The organism is Pantoea sp. SO10 (genome assembly GCF_005281435.1).
Taxonomy (GTDB): Bacteria; Pseudomonadota; Gammaproteobacteria; order Enterobacterales; family Enterobacteriaceae; genus Pantoea; species Pantoea leporis.
On record NZ_CP040095.1, the window covers coordinates 1,174,611 to 1,188,783 of the forward strand.

9 protein-coding genes and 5 pseudogenes are annotated in these 14,173 nt (G+C 54.6%); 6 read left to right on the forward strand and 8 right to left on the reverse strand.

Translation table 11 applies throughout. The annotated features are described in order from the left end of the window. Position 1: 1 nt before the first annotated feature. From FCN45_RS05360 to FCN45_RS05395, 8 genes and pseudogenes are all read right to left on the reverse strand, one after another. The gene (locus FCN45_RS05360) at positions 2-2,386 is read right to left on the reverse strand and encodes a type VI secretion system Vgr family protein (RefSeq protein ID WP_137385342.1); all 2,385 of its coding nucleotides are present in this window, start codon (positions 2,384-2,386) and stop codon (positions 2-4) included. 36 nt (positions 2,387-2,422) lie between these two features. Beyond that, positions 2,423-3,079, reverse strand: a complete 657-nt coding sequence (gene tssL, locus FCN45_RS05365) for a type VI secretion system protein TssL, short form (protein ID WP_137385343.1) — start codon at positions 3,077-3,079, stop codon at positions 2,423-2,425. A gap of 569 nt (positions 3,080-3,648) precedes the next feature. Next, positions 3,649-4,118: pseudogene (locus FCN45_RS05370) on the reverse strand (tellurium resistance protein TerW). A gap of 130 nt (positions 4,119-4,248) precedes the next feature. After that, positions 4,249-5,232 (reverse strand): annotated as a pseudogene (locus FCN45_RS05375) (HpcH/HpaI aldolase/citrate lyase family protein). Then, positions 5,232-6,311 (reverse strand): cysteine protease StiP family protein, encoded by a 1,080-nt coding sequence (locus FCN45_RS05380; protein WP_137385345.1) that lies wholly within the window; start codon positions 6,309-6,311, stop codon positions 5,232-5,234. Before FCN45_RS05380 ends, FCN45_RS05375 begins: the two are co-directional and overlap by 1 nt. Beyond that, positions 6,301-7,086: a hypothetical protein gene (locus FCN45_RS05385; RefSeq protein ID WP_137385346.1), complete on the reverse strand. Its 786-nt coding sequence runs from the start codon at positions 7,084-7,086 to the stop codon at positions 6,301-6,303. The genes FCN45_RS05380 and FCN45_RS05385 overlap by 11 nt, the downstream gene beginning before the upstream one ends. Further along, positions 7,079-8,205 (reverse strand): annotated as a pseudogene (locus tag FCN45_RS05390) (phosphoribosyltransferase domain-containing protein). The gene FCN45_RS05385 and the pseudogene FCN45_RS05390 overlap by 8 nt, the downstream one beginning before the upstream one ends. Before the next feature lie 12 nt (positions 8,206-8,217). After that, a pseudogene (locus FCN45_RS05395) lies at positions 8,218-9,272 on the reverse strand (ATP-grasp domain-containing protein); the annotation flags it as partial. 320 nt (positions 9,273-9,592) lie between these two features. On the opposite strand from FCN45_RS05395, the gene FCN45_RS05400 reads away from it, so the two are divergent. From FCN45_RS05400 to FCN45_RS05425, 6 genes and pseudogenes are all read left to right on the forward strand, one after another. Beyond that, positions 9,593-10,177 carry a TerD family protein gene (locus FCN45_RS05400; RefSeq protein ID WP_137385347.1) on the forward strand — a complete coding sequence of 195 codons (585 nt, stop codon included), beginning with the start codon at positions 9,593-9,595 and terminating at the stop codon, positions 10,175-10,177. Then, positions 10,177-11,335, forward strand: a pseudogene (locus FCN45_RS05405) (TerD family protein). Before FCN45_RS05400 ends, FCN45_RS05405 begins: the two are co-directional and overlap by 1 nt. Positions 11,336-11,355: 20 nt before the next feature. Further along, a complete protein-coding gene (locus FCN45_RS05410) occupies positions 11,356-11,811 on the forward strand; it encodes a tellurite resistance TerB family protein (RefSeq protein WP_101763276.1) in 456 nt (151 codons plus the stop codon). A gap of 24 nt (positions 11,812-11,835) precedes the next feature. Beyond that, a complete protein-coding gene (locus FCN45_RS05415) occupies positions 11,836-12,873 on the forward strand; it encodes a TerC/Alx family metal homeostasis membrane protein (protein WP_008103746.1) in 1,038 nt (345 codons plus the stop codon). Between the two features lie 50 nt (positions 12,874-12,923). Next, positions 12,924-13,502: a TerD family protein gene (locus FCN45_RS05420; RefSeq protein WP_137385348.1), complete on the forward strand. Its 579-nt coding sequence runs from the start codon at positions 12,924-12,926 to the stop codon at positions 13,500-13,502. 57 nt (positions 13,503-13,559) lie between these two features. Then, positions 13,560-14,135, forward strand: coding sequence for a TerD family protein (locus tag FCN45_RS05425; RefSeq protein WP_101763275.1), 576 nt, complete (start codon positions 13,560-13,562; stop codon positions 14,133-14,135). Positions 14,136-14,173: the final 38 nt, after the last annotated feature.

Genomic DNA, 14,173 nt, shown 5'->3' on the forward strand with positions numbered 1-14,173 from the left:
GCTATCCCCTTGGCGCGAAAGCCAGCGCGGCTTCCTGTGCTTTTTTCAGGCACTCTTTGCAAACGGATTTAGGCAGATCCGGCAGCGTTGTTTCTTCGCTGGCAGGAGAATTCCAGGCATGAACGCCACGGATGCTGGTTTTACCCGGCGAATGAATTTGGATATCACCCTGCGGCGTAATCCTGATGGTTGCGCCGCCACATCCCAGCACAATGCCGTTTTTCGCGGTCAGGCGCAGTTCACCCTGAACTGTCTGGACGCTGATATCTTTCATCGCCGTCAGTCCCAGGGTATCGCCGTGCGATTCCACCGTCAGCGGACCCTGGCCCGACACCATGCGAATCCCTTCCTGCTGCGACAGCAGGGAAATCGCCTGGCTGGCGTTGACCTGAATGCGTTTGCCACTGGCAATGCTGGTTTCCATCTGGCTTTGCAGATGCATAGTGCTGCCTGAGTTGAGCAGAATGCTTTTGGGGCTGACAACGCCAATGCCTTCTGGCGCACTCAGCAACATGGCAGGGGATTTGAGCTGGTCGACGGCGGCCAGATAAGCCCTGAGATGCGTGACATCGGGCTGGAGATTATGGTGCGACTGAGTGATCGACTGCCAGTCGCTCATCTGGCTGATCGCACCTTTGACCAGGCTTATTGCCGATGTCATTTCCAGTACCGGCCCGGTTGCCGTGGCCTGCTTATCAGCCGTCAGGAAAAGGCCCTTGCCGGCTCGCAGCGTACCGGTGCTGTCTGTACGCAGCTCAAACCCTTCGCCGCGCTTGCTACGTGAACTGTCGACGATATGTCCGAGTGAGAGTTGGCTCTTACCGCCAAATTCCGTCGACAGTTTGACATGTTCATATCCACGGCGATCCTCAAAGCGGAGTTTGTTGTTCGCCGGCGTCCTCAGCACATTGCGATGATAGTTATAGAGATTGACATGATCTTCATGGCGAGAATCATGTACCGAGCAGAGAATAAAAGGCCTGTCCGGATCGCCGTTGGTGAAGGCAATCATCACCTGCGTTCCGGCTATCAGTGGAAAGTGCCAACCGTAGACATTGCCTGCATAGGGCTTCGCCAGCCGCACCGGTACACTTTCAAAACCAGACTGCCAGGATTCGTTTAGATCGAACTGAAAACGCACCCGATAGCGGCCATGTTCATCAAGTTCTGCATATTGCGCATTTTCTACCGGGCTGGTAACGCGAGCCAGCAGCGTGCCTGCGATGTGCGGCCAGCTTTTCAACGGTGGGCGATAAGTGCTTTGCGGCCGAACGGGCACAGCGGTAAAGCGGATAACATAGGCGGTATCGCGCGAAATACGGGTTGATGAGGTAGACACTACCAGCAGGCCATCCGGCGCATCTGGCCACTCTTTACCTTGTGGCGAGATCACCATGCCCGGACGGATATCCATGCCGTTGCTCATACCGTCGAAAGTGACCTGCTCGGTGATCAGGCGTTCCTGGCGACGTCTGACAAACCACTGTCCCTGTTCCGGTAGAGCCTGATACTCCTTGCCGAGCAACTGATAGTTTTCACCATAGCGATACAGCTCTCCCGTAAGCGCCGGCTTATCAGGATCGGTTTCCGCTTGCGCCTGCATGTCATTTTGCGCGTTGCGGTAATACTCATCATTGAGTCGTGTGCTGGCGGCAACGGATTGGCGATTAACGGAAATATCCCAGAGAGATTCCAGGCCGCCATCAAATAACCCTGACGGATGGCGAAAGACGATGCTTTGCTCAGCACCATAGGCCTGCGCGCTGTCACCCAGTACCAGCACATCTCGGTGGTTTTCTTCATCCCAGGTGAAGTAATAAAAGACACCAATGCGCGACAGATGACGCTCTATAAAGGCGAGATCGCTCTCCGCATATGAGATATAGAAATCGCGAATCGGATATTGAGTATTCAGGCGAAAGTGATAATCCAGCGAGGAGTATTCCCAGCGTTTAAGGATATCCTCTACCGCACCCGGTACACTTTTATGCTGGTAAACGGCATAGGTCAGGCTGTTTTTTAGCAGCGCAAGGCGCGATTCCAGCGTGACCACATAACGTGTTTGGTCAGCAGAGGATTCGCACTGCTGGAAAGCGGTAACTACACCGCGCAAAATGCGAGGTTCCACTGACAGCCAGGGTTGGCCGTCAGGGTAAAACAATAACTGGGCCGTGCTGTTAATCAGAATATCGGCGGGAATATCGCGTGTAGCGCTGGTGAGTTCAATACTGTACTTCCACGGCGAATTTAATGCCTCTTCACCGCTAAAACGCAGCACTGACAAAAGAATATCGGGACGCTGATTTTTCAGCGTCTGGATGCTCAGTTGATAGTGGCTGTATATCGGCGTCTTGCCAGCCGTAATCACAAAATCCCTCTTGCCCATTTACAGATTCCTTCCTGAAATTTGTTTGCCTGAAGCCTACCCTTTGACTAACAGATATTGCAGATGACCGTTCATGATGAAAGTGGCGAGAATAATGGCAACCAGCACACTGCTGCGAATAAGCCACGGAGAACGTTGCCAGAAAGATGTTTTATGTTTCGAGCGCTGGATAATTATTGCTGAGTCGGCAGATCCAATCTGCTTCGGCAATAGCGCTTTTAGCTGCTGCATCAGCAACTGTCGCTCCTCATCGTCTTCCGTTCGGTATTTTCCGGCATAACCCAAATGCAACATTCTGTAGTAGCAGCTAATGGCGGCTTGAGCTGTTGCAGGTTCATGAAGCAGATTTTTGACGCGGTCAAAGAATTGCTCACCACCAATGAGGTGCCCGAGAAAGTGCCCCTGCAAAGGTGTGCGTTTCCACCAGGCAGAGATATCAGCTTGCGGAATGGTCATGATCAGTTCGTCGAGAAAGACGCAGTGCGCAAATTTGATTTCTTCGCAGAGAGAAGCGGATGCTCCCGCTGTCGTGAGGTGATGCTGAACCTGTTGAATCGTATTGAAGCAGCGCTGGTAGAGTGCATCATCAACCGTGATGGATTGCCCATTACGGATCGCGAGCGCCAATAGCCAGGTATCCTGCATCAGCTCATCGAGAGTATTCGCTGTGATGTTGTGTTGTGAAAACGTCATGGGCACCTTCCTGGTAACGCCTGAGCATTGTTAATCCATTAATCCAATCACCGATTTCAATCGAGAAATGGCTGTTGCTCACGCTGCTTACTTAGCCGAGCAAAGGTGGACTCGCTGCCCTGAAAGAGCGATCTCCACCGACCAACGGCCCTGAGGATATTACAAGGAGTGATAGTTGATCAAACTAACAATTTGAGTTTGTGAAACAGGATTCCAATTTTTAGCAAGGATTTTCACTCGACATTACTAGTAATCCTAATGCGATTCAGTAACTGCGGTTTTTAATTTTACATACTGATTTTGAACGATTTTTTATAATTTAATAAAGGGGAAGGCTGTTCTGCGTGAGTAAACATGTGGTGCGAAGATGTGAATGTTGAGGATGAAAATAACGATCGATGAAACGTGATTACGTTAACAGTTTTGGCAGGTTAGGGGACATTGGCAATGTCGATAAGGTCCAGCAAAAATTTAAGGGGCTGATGTAGAATTGGTATCGCTAAAGTGCGTTGGCAATACACCCCACCACTCAACGTCGTTAAACTACTGCTGAAATATTTACTGCCGTTTTAACTCGTTCTTTTAAGCATTAACTTTTCAATTAACTCATCCAACCGCTTTCAACCAGCATCTCCACCGCATCACTCCTCGTCGTTTCACTCAATCTCACAACCTGATCGATTTTCCTCAAAACAGACATACGCAACGACAGCGACACCGCTTTCTTTTTCTCTTTATCCAGAAATACCCGGCTGACGGTTTCGCTTTGTTGCAGTTCGGCATTAAGTTTGAGCGCTTCATTAATATGGCGCAGGCTTTTCTTGTCCAGCTTGCCGGGTTCAGTAAGTTGGTAGCAGTGGGTGAGGCGGCTGTATTTGATCTCCGCAGACCAGGATTCACGTAGCTCTTTTAGCGCGCGCGTCAGCGTGGGTTCGGAGCAGTCGAGCGAGGCGAGAATGCGGCTGGATGCGACCGGTTTGCCGCTGCTGAGCAGTGAGGCGAGCATAAATACGCGTGTCTGTCGGGTACTGAGTTGCATGGTCGATTGAGGCCTGCGTTAGTGGTCAATGGTCGGTATCGCCCTCCTGGCAAACGGTTTTCGACAGTATCAGAGGGTATTTAAATATCAGGTAAATAGGGTCCGAAAATTCCTACGTCCGGTTTGTGGTTCAGTGGTAACGCGGTGGGCAGGAATGCCACCCTAAGGGGTTTGTCAGGTTACCAGCATCAACGCGCCGTCTGAGCGGGTATCGGGTGCGATGCCGTATTCCTGCGCGCGCGCCAGGATGGGCGGCAGCCCAGCGGCGATGCGTCGCCGGTTCGCACATCGCGCCCTGCGATTTGAATACCGCCTGGCTTGAATTGAGGATGCGGAAGGCATCCGCTTGATCGCTGGCGGAAACCATCAACATCTCCTGAATCTTGCCGATCTGGCTCGGATGAATGGCGGTTTTGCCCACCAAACCGTGCGCGATATCCACCAGTTTCCTGATCCATAATCTGCTGATCGTCGATGTGCTCGCATACGGTGCGGTCAGCGCAAAATCGCGCGACGCGAATACCGCCACAGCATTTTGATGGTGTAACCCATCGGGCTGTCATACAGCGTGAAGTGACGTGAACGGCGCAGCGACAGCACATTCATCAAATCGTTACCGCCGATGCGCAGGGCGATCACGCGCTCGCGGCAGGCATGGTTTTGCAGCGTGGGCCAGCTCGCGCATCGCCACCACGTCGAACACCTCTTCGGTTTCCAGCGTCGGCATCATGCACAGATGGCTCGGTTCAAGAATCTGCCACCACAGCGGCAAGGAGTCGGCGGTGAATTTCGGCAGCACAAAACCGTCTATCGCGCTGAGGTTGAGGTTTTCCACCAGCCACGCGCCCATCTCGCTGTTGCGCGGACGGATAAACACCAGCGGCCACTGCGCGTTGCCATTGGCACGCTGTTCGGCATTCAACACAAGCAGGATCTGCTGGAGATTGTGCAGCGCCTGCGGCAAATCCGCATCACTGACCGCATCTTCCAGGCAGATCACCAGCGAGCGCAACCCGCTGATTTTATTGTGCAGAATGGCATCGACGATATCGCTGCGCACCGCCGGCATATACAGCGTTGCGCCCAATCGCCATGGAGAGAGACGGCCGTTCATCACAGCACCTTTTTGATTATCGTCACGGCGCGGTATTGCCCAAGATCGGCACCCGCTTCTGTGATGGTCAGCCCTTTTTGTTGGGCAAGATAGACCAGCAGCGCCACGTCGGGATCGTTCACCGAACGGACCAGCACCTGATCCGGCACGCGACGCAGCACGGCGCGCGTGGCTTCGGCGATGCCCGGCTTAATGCGGTTGATGCTGTTCACCTGATAACGCGCCGCCAGCATGGCGATCACCGCTTCACTTTGCGCCACCAGTTGCTGCTGATGTTGTGGATCCTGCTGGCACGCGGGCAGGGCGTTGACATCCAGCGATCGCGCATATTCCGCCACGGTGTTCACCAGCTGCTGGCTGCAATCGTATTGCGCCAGATGGTCGCACTGCACGCAGCCGTGTAAGCCCGCTTCAGACCACAACGAGCGCGAAATTAACCCTGAAACCGGCGCGCCCATAATGCCAAACGGGATCAGCCAGTCATCATCGCTGGCCGAAAGCCACGCCCGACCGCACGGATCGGCCAGCACCACCAAGCGCGGCTGTGCCGGATAGCCGGGACGATGTTCGAGGCTGCGGATCAGCTCGCCGGTGATGGCGCCTTTGCCGGTCCAGCCATCAACGAACACAATGCCTGCGGTGCCGTGGCGCGCTTCGATGATCTCCAGCGCGGCCTGATCAATACCGCGATCGCGGATGATGCTGATGCCGTAATGGTAGGATTCGCGGCCCATCGCGCGCAGCGCCTGTTGCAGCATCACGCCGAGCGGCACGCCCGCGCGCACCAGGCTGGCGAGCACAATCGGCGTGTCGCCAAACTGTTGTGCCAGCGTCCGCGCCAGCATGGTGACTTCTTGCGCCAGGCGTCCGGCACCGGCGTCAAGCGCGCGGGAAAACAGCTCAAGGTGCCAGCGCGTCGGTTCCGGTTCCTGACTCAACATCTCGGAATAGTGGCGCGCGCCAGATTGGATCAGCTGCTCTTTTTGCTCCACCGGCGTCATGTCGATTTCAACCGGCTTCAGCAGAAATTCGACGTCGCCGGCTTGGTACGATCCAGAGAAAGGCAAGTTATTCACCATCTGTTTGTTCTCCGAATATTGCCTGGTTGATGCGTTCGGCAAACTGGCTCTGACGCGGAATGCCGTACCAGCTGCACAGCTTCATAAAGCGGTGATCGCTGAGGCTGTCGCCAAGGCCAATCACTGGGAAAACGCCGCGCTCGTTACGCAGCTTTTCCAGCAGGTAGCTGACGGCTAAGCCTTTTTCCACCACGTTCGGCAGCCAGGCGACGTTGTTGCTGTTGCGATGGATGTAATAGCCGGCGGTGGGGAAGCGTTGCTCGATTTCATCGGCGATGGCGTAAAGCTCTTCGAGGCGCGTGCTGTCGCGGTGCTTCATCACCAGATAGATCGGCGTTACGCCATATTCATAGTTGATGCGCGCCCAGCCGTTGATGTCGCGCTCTGCCATCAGGTCGGTGATCGCCTGCTGCATCGAGAGCAGCGCCGGGCCGTACGGCGTCAGTTTTTCCAGCATGTGCGCGCGCCATGCGGCATCTTCCTCGCCTTGCGGATTAAGGATCACCGCGCCGTGCGTGGTCACCGCCCACGATCGGAAAGGGATCTGCACGCGGGCGATCTCTTCGGTGCCGCGGGCGGTGACCGGGATCAAATCGGCCTGCTCGATCATCCAGTCAACCAGCATCGACTGCTCTTCCGTCATAAAGCTGCGCGGTTGCAGGCTGAGATCGAGTGCGCCAGTACGGAACGGCTCAAGATCCAGCTCGTCCACCATTTTGCGGCGCGTTTGAAATAGCGTGTCGTCAAGGTCGGAAAAAATCACCGGTTTATTCATAGCTGATCACCTCCACCTGTGGCGCAACCTTGGCCAGTGCCGTGGTTAACAGCGGATCCACGCTGTCGACCGGCGTTTCGATACACAGCAAAATGCGGTCAAACTGCTGATGCGCCACGTTGTAAACGAAGTTGGCGATGCCGAGACCGTAGTTATCGCCGAAGGCGATAGCCGATTCGATGGCAAATCCGCTGGCGATCGGCGAGCGCGTGGTGGAGCTGTATTTCACCTCTGCGCCCTGAGTCGCCAGACGTTCTGCCAGCAAGAAGGGTTCCCAGACAAATTCGCTGCTGCCGAGCACGAGAATTTTCTCTCCCGGCTGCGCCTGAATCGCGCGCCCCAAATCGCCCGTTGGCGCTGCCATGCCGAGTCGGCCCAGCGCTGTTTGCCGGTGATGGGCACGGTGCGGCATCGTTAAGCACCATCGCTGGCATCGGCGGCAGTGCGGCGTCGGGATCCTGCTGCCAGTGCCAGTCGCCTTGCACCAGCGACACGCTGCGCACCGGCACCGGACAGCGCGCGGATAACGCATCGCCGCTCCAGTCGGTGAGCGTGACGGCGATAACCTGCTCCTGCTCGATCTGCGCCGCCGTCGTTGCGCAGCGCTTCGAGCAGGTTAATAAAGGTGTTGCCGGTGGTGGCTTCGTCATCAATCATTACCAGCGTGCGCGCGTTGAGCACGCGCTGGCGCAGCTGCGCATCATCGGGCAGGTAGATCAGATGATCGGTGGCGTGGCTGTGATTCTCTTTAAACTCGCACAGCAAATCCGCCTGCTGCGGATGGCGCGTTGAGGTGAGATACACCGGCTCACTGACGTGCTGGCGCACTTCATCAAACACGCCTGCGCCGAGGCCAACGGCGGTTTCCGCCATGCCGATAAACAGCACCGGGCCGTCAGAAAGCGGCGGAAACTGCTCCGCCAGCTGGCGATACACGGCGCGCATTTTCTCCGGCGCCACCGGAATGTGGCGGCCAAGCACTTTACTGACGAACAAAAAAGCGCGCTTGGGATTGCGGCGCTCGGCGATCTCGAACAGATCGTCGATGGCGCTGATGCCGCCGGTTGGCGTAACGCTCAGCGTGCCGCATGACAGCGTCCTGCTCCAAAGTGTGGTCATGGATTGTTCCTTATTGAACCTGGTTGGACAGGACGGGTTGTACGCCACCACGTCGCTCAGCGCGCGGACGGTGGCTGCGTGAAGTCGCGGCAGGCGTTGTCGATCACCTGCTGCTGACTGATCAAGCCTAGCTGGCGCAGGGCAAACAAGCCGGGAAGATTGACGCCGCTGAAACGGGTGTAACCAATGCCGCCGGAAGGGCGCATATTGATCTCCAGTAATAGCGGTTTGCCGCTGGCATCATTGCGCGTCTGCACGTTGATCAATCCATCCGCGCCCATCGCAGCGGCACAGGCTAGCGCCAGCTCAAAGGCTTCGCCGCGGTTCTCCAGATACTGCAGCGCCCCTTCTTTACGGCGCGCCACGGCGGCCAGCACCTTGCCGTTTTCCGCCAGCATATCAACCGAATATTCCGGGCCCGGCAGATACGGCATCAGGACCAGCGGCTCCATGCTGTCGGCGGCCTCCAGCGCCTGTAAGTAATATTCGGCTTTCACCCGGCGTGCGTCGGGATGGGTAAACGGCGCCATCGGCGAGGCGCTCTCATCAAACTGCCAGAATCCCATGCCATAAATACCGGTAACCGGTTTTACGCACAGCGGCAGATCGCCAAAGGGTTTACCGGCGATCAGCTCACGCAACTGTACGGGTGAATCCACGCGCAGTGAAGGCACCACCGGCAAATTCAGGCTTTTCATATGGTGGGCAAACGCGACTTTGTCATCGGCCAGATCCAGCATTACAACATCGCGTGCGCCGGTGGTTAAGCGCGCACCGCTGGCTTCGATAGCGGCGCGATGGGCTTCAAACCAATGAGCATGTCGACCGGTATGGATCGCCTGAATGGCATATTTTTCTACGGTAGAAAGAATAAATTCGAGGCGCTGATTAACATCACCAGGTTCAATTAATGCATGATCCGCCAGCGAAAGTATTTCATTACGCGATTGGCGATGTGATGCATAAATCGACACGTTGTAGTTATGTTTTTTAGCTGCAGATGTTATGCCATTAATTATATCGCGCTGGGAGGATAAACCTTCCATTAGCCAAATTTTGTGAGACATTTCTAATTATTTCCGCAAGAGGCTGGTGGCTGGATTATGGTTTGCGAGTTTATTTCTCACTTTGAAATGAGTCAATCATAATATGATTTTTTACTATAACGTAACCTTATGAATTTTAATGTAAAGAATTGTCATGTTTAGTGCGTTACTGGTTCGGGCTGGATTCTTTTAAGTCGTTCTTCTGCAAGGATTTATTGTGTTTCATAAAATTGCTGTGAAAATTAATGCTGAACATGAATATCCTCATGTTATGATTTTGCTCTCATGGAATTTGTTGCAAATATAAAACCCTTTTCAAACCTGTTTGAAGGAATTATGACATGGTTTCATTAAGCAAGAATCAGACGGTTTCACTCAGCAAACAAACCGCTTCGCTGAATAAATTACATTTCGGCTTAGGCTGGGATCCCATTAAAAAGAAAGGCTTCATGGGCAAGCTTTTTGGTGGTGGCAGCGATTCCATCGATCTGGATGCCAGCTGCGTATTATTGGATCAATCCGGTCATGCCATTGATACCATCTGGTTCCGCGCATTAACCTCCAAATGTGGTGCGGTGAAACACAGCGGTGATAATCGTACTGGCGAAGGCGATGGCGACGATGAAGTGATCATCGTTGAGTTGTCACGTCTGCCAGCTAACGTTGAGTATCTGGCGTTCACCGTGAACAGCTTCCAGGGTCAAACCTTCAATGAAGTGGAAAATGCCTTCTGCCGCGTGGTGGATCAAAACGGCAAAGAGCTGGCGCGCTATGAGCTGACTGAGCAAGGCAGCCATACCGGCATTGTGATTGCTTCGCTGCACCGCAACGCCGGGCTGTGGGACTTCACGGCGCATGGCCGCGCGAGTGCCGGCCGTACCATTGACGCGATGCAAAACGACATCGTTGCCGCAGTGGGGCGCTAATGAATATGACGCCGGGGAGCAATGCTCCCGTTCCCGCTAATCTGCTGACGGTGCGCGTACTCGCTGGCGCCGCCGTTGATGCTTCGGCCTTTCGTCTGTTCGCCAGCGGCAAAGTCAATGGCGATGCCGATATGGTGTTCTACGGTCAGCCGGATAACGATGACCGCACCATCAGCCTGAAAAGCGAAGGGCACAACTCCGCCTTCTCTGTCGATCTCACCCGCCTGCGTCTGACGTGCGTGCAGAAACCTTTACCGGCGGCCGCAACGTGTCGGGTTTGCAAACGGCAGGTGGAGCAGCGGTGAAGTGTTGCTGAATGGCAGCGTGGAGCTGGTAGGACGTCAGGAAGCAGCGTTGATCCTCGGCGAACTTTACCGCCGTAATAATGAGTGGAAATTCCGCTTTATTGCGCAGGGTTTCAACGGCGGCTTAAAGCCGCTGGCGGAACATTTTGGTGTGGATGTGGCTGAACCCGCGCCTGCCCCAACGCCTGCGCCTGCACCGCAGACGGCACCGGCTCCAGCACCGACACCCGCGCCGGCAAAAATCAATCTGAGCAAAGTGTCTCTTACCAAAGAGAAGCCAGCCATCAGCCTGACCAAGCGCGATAACTTCGGTGAGATCCGCATCAATCTGAACTGGCACCGTGAAACCAGCAGTGGCGGCGGCGGATTGCGCGGATTGTTCGGCGGCAACAAAGGCGTGGATCTCGATCTCGGCGCCTTCGTTGAGCTGCAAGACGGCTCGCGCGGTGTGATCCAGGCGCTGGGCGGCAATTTTGGCGCTATGCATGCCAAACCTTTCGTACACTTGCAGGGCGACGATCGCACTGGCGAAGTGACCGACGGCGAATGGCTGCACATCAACGGTCGCGAATGGAGTCAGATTCGCGAGGTATTAATTTTCGCCTTCATCTATCAAGGTGCGGCGAGCTGGGACAAGACGGATGGCGTAGTCACGCTGCACATTCCAGACCAGCCTCCGATTGAAACGCGTATGACTGAAGGGGAGAACCGCCGCAACATGTGTGCGATTGCTCGCCTGGTCAATGAGAACGGCAGTATCCGCGTCGAGCGTATCAATCAGTTCTTTAACGGGCATTCCGATATGGACAAAGCTTTCGGTTGGGGATTCAACTGGCGAGCCGGCTCCAAATAATAACAGACAGAGGATTCACTATGAGCTTTTTCAACAAGGTCAAAGGGGCATTTAATTCCGGCCGCGATGAATTAACTAAACAGGTTAGCCGCTTTAAGAACAAGAAATTTATGCAAGGCACCGTCGCGGTGTGCGCACGCATTGCGGTGGCAGACGGCGGCGTGAGCGCGGAAGAGAAGCAGAAGATGATCGGTTTTCTGCGCGCCTCCGAAGAGTTGAAAGTCTTTGATACCAATGAAGTGATTGAGTTCTTCAACAAACTGGTGAGCAGCTTTGATTTCGATCTGGAAATCGGCAAGGGCGAAACCATGAAGTACATCATGGCGTTGAAAGATCAGCCGGAAGCCGCACAGTTGGCGATCCGCGTAGGTATTGCTGTCGGTAAGAGTGATGGTGATTTTGATGCTGACGAGCAGAAAGCGGTGCGCGAAATCGCCGTCGCTTTGGGCTTTGATCCAGCAATATTTGGTCTGTAATTTTTTATCTTTTAAGGGTTCATCATGGTGTCTACGCACATTGGCTTCCCAACTGAAACAGTCGCGGTTTTCATCGCGCTGTCGGTGGGCGCTATTTTTATCGACCTGTTCATGCACCGCGGCGACAAGCCGATTTCGCTGAAAAGCGCGGCGCTGTGGTCAGTGTTCTGGGTGGCGGTGGCGATGGGTTTCGCCGGCTTCCTCTATATCCATCACGGCGCTGAAGTTGCCAGCCTGTTCGTGACCGGTTACGCGCTGGAGAAAGTACTTTCCGTCGATAACCTGTTCGTGATGATGGCGATCTTCTCGTGGTTTGCCGTTCCGGACCGCTATCGTCACCGCGTGCTCTACTGGGGCATCATCGGTGCCATCGTTTTCCGTGGCATCTTCGTGGCGATCGGTACCGGCTTGCTGAGCCTTGGTCCGTACGTCGAAATCGTGTTTGCGCTGATCGTCGCGTGGACGGCGGTGATGATGCTGAAAAGCGGCGATGACAGCGACGAGATCGAAGATTACTCGCAGCACCTTGCTTATCGCATGGTGAAGCGCTTCTTCCCAATCTGGCCAAAAATGCGCGGTAACGCCTTCCTGCTGAATCAGAAGGAAGTTGATGAAGAGCTGCAGAAGCCAGAAAACAAAGACGTAGCGATTGGTCGCGGCAAGAAAGCGGCGCTGTATGCCACGCCGTTGATGCTGTGTGTGGCGGTGGTTGAACTCTCTGACGTGATGTTCGCCTTTGACTCCGTGCCGGCGATTATCGCAGTAAGCCGTGAACCGCTGATCGTTTATAGCGCCATGATGTTCGCCATCCTCGGCTTGCGTACACTGTACTTCGTACTTGAAGCATTGAAGCAGTATCTGGTTCACCTCGAGAAAGCCGTTATCGTGCTGCTGTTCTTCATCGCGGTGAAACTGGGTCTGAATGCTACCGATCATATCTGGCATCACGGCTACAGCATCTCTGCTAGCGCCAGCCTGTTTGTGGTACTCGGCGTGTTAGCGGTCGGTATCGTACTCAGCGTGATGTTCCCCGGTAAACCCGAGGAAAAAGAAGAGAGCTGATCTTCTGCCAGCAATGAGTCTGAAAAATCATTAACCAAGAGGTAATTACAATGAGCGTTTCTCTTTCTAAAGGCGGTAACGTTTCGCTGAGCAAAGCGGCACCAACCATGAAAAACGTCCTCGTTGGCCTTGGCTGGGATGCACGTTCCACCGATGGTCAGGACTTTGACCTTGATGCGTCAGCGTTCTTGCTGTCCGCCAGCGGTAAAGTCCGCGGCGATGCTGACTTTATTTTCTACAACAATCTGGTCTCTTCCGACGGTTCCGTTTCCCACACCGGTGACAACCGTACTGGTGAAGGCGATGGCGATGATGAATCGCTGAAAATCAAACTGGATTTGATTCCGGCTGACGTCGACAAGATTGTGTTTGTGGTCACCATCCACGATGCGCAGACCCGTCGTCAGAGCTTTGGCCAGGTTTCCGGCGCGTTTATCCGCCTGGTCAACGATGATGATCGCAGTGAAGTGGCGCGTTACGATTTGACCGAAGATGCCTCCACCGAAACCGCGATGCTGTTTGGTGAGCTTTACCGTAACGGCGCCGAGTGGAAATTCCGCGCGGTAGGCCAGGGTTATGCCGGCGGCCTCGCTTCGGTATGTGCTCAGTACGGCATCAACGCGTCTTAATTATCACGGGTAGCTTCGCGCTGCCCGCATCATCCAATTAAAAGCAGGAGCTTTAAAATGGCAGTTTCTCTGGTAAAAGGCGGTAACGTTTCCCTGACTAAAGAAGCACCAACCATGAATGTTGCCATGGCGGGTCTGGGTTGGGATGCACGTGTAACAGATGGTCAGGATTTCGACCTCGACGCTTCAGTATTTATGGTCGGTGACGACGGTAAAGTGCTGAGCGATGCCAGCTTCATCTTCTTCAACAACAAGCAGAGCGCTTGTGGTTCCGTTGAGCATCAGGGCGATAACCGCACCGGTGCTGGCGATGGCGATGACGAGCAGGTTAAAATTACCCTGTCTAAAGTACCGGCTGAGGTGAAGAAGCTGGTCTTCGCGGTGACCATTTATGATGCCGAAGCGCGTAAGCAGAACTTCGGCATGGTGAGCAACAGCTTCATGCGTATCTTCAATAATGACAGCGGTGCTGAAATCGCCCGTTTTGACCTGTCTGAAGATGCGTCTACCGAAACCGCGATGGTGTTTGGTGAGCTGTATCGGAATGGTGCCGAGTGGAAATTCAAGGCCGTTGGTCAGGGCTTCGCAGGCGGCCTGTCAGCGCTGGCTTCGCAGCACGGCGTGAGCGTCTGATTCAAAGCATTGCTATCAAAGCCCCGGCTGGTCCGGGG

Coding starts and splice junctions, on each gene's coding strand:
- FCN45_RS05360 (WP_137385342.1), bottom strand. CDS start 2,386: ATGGGCAAGAGGGATTTTGTGATTACGGCTGGCAAGACGCCGATATAC.
- tssL (WP_137385343.1), bottom strand. CDS start 3,079: ATGACGTTTTCACAACACAACATCACAGCGAATACTCTCGATGAGCTG.
- FCN45_RS05380 (WP_137385345.1), bottom strand. CDS start 6,311: ATGGTGAATAACTTGCCTTTCTCTGGATCGTACCAAGCCGGCGACGTC.
- FCN45_RS05385 (WP_137385346.1), bottom strand. CDS start 7,086: ATGAATAAACCGGTGATTTTTTCCGACCTTGACGACACGCTATTTCAA.
- FCN45_RS05400 (WP_137385347.1), top strand. CDS start 9,593: ATGGTTTCATTAAGCAAGAATCAGACGGTTTCACTCAGCAAACAAACC.
- FCN45_RS05410 (WP_101763276.1), top strand. CDS start 11,356: ATGAGCTTTTTCAACAAGGTCAAAGGGGCATTTAATTCCGGCCGCGAT.
- FCN45_RS05415 (WP_008103746.1), top strand. CDS start 11,836: ATGGTGTCTACGCACATTGGCTTCCCAACTGAAACAGTCGCGGTTTTC.
- FCN45_RS05420 (WP_137385348.1), top strand. CDS start 12,924: ATGAGCGTTTCTCTTTCTAAAGGCGGTAACGTTTCGCTGAGCAAAGCG.
- FCN45_RS05425 (WP_101763275.1), top strand. CDS start 13,560: ATGGCAGTTTCTCTGGTAAAAGGCGGTAACGTTTCCCTGACTAAAGAA.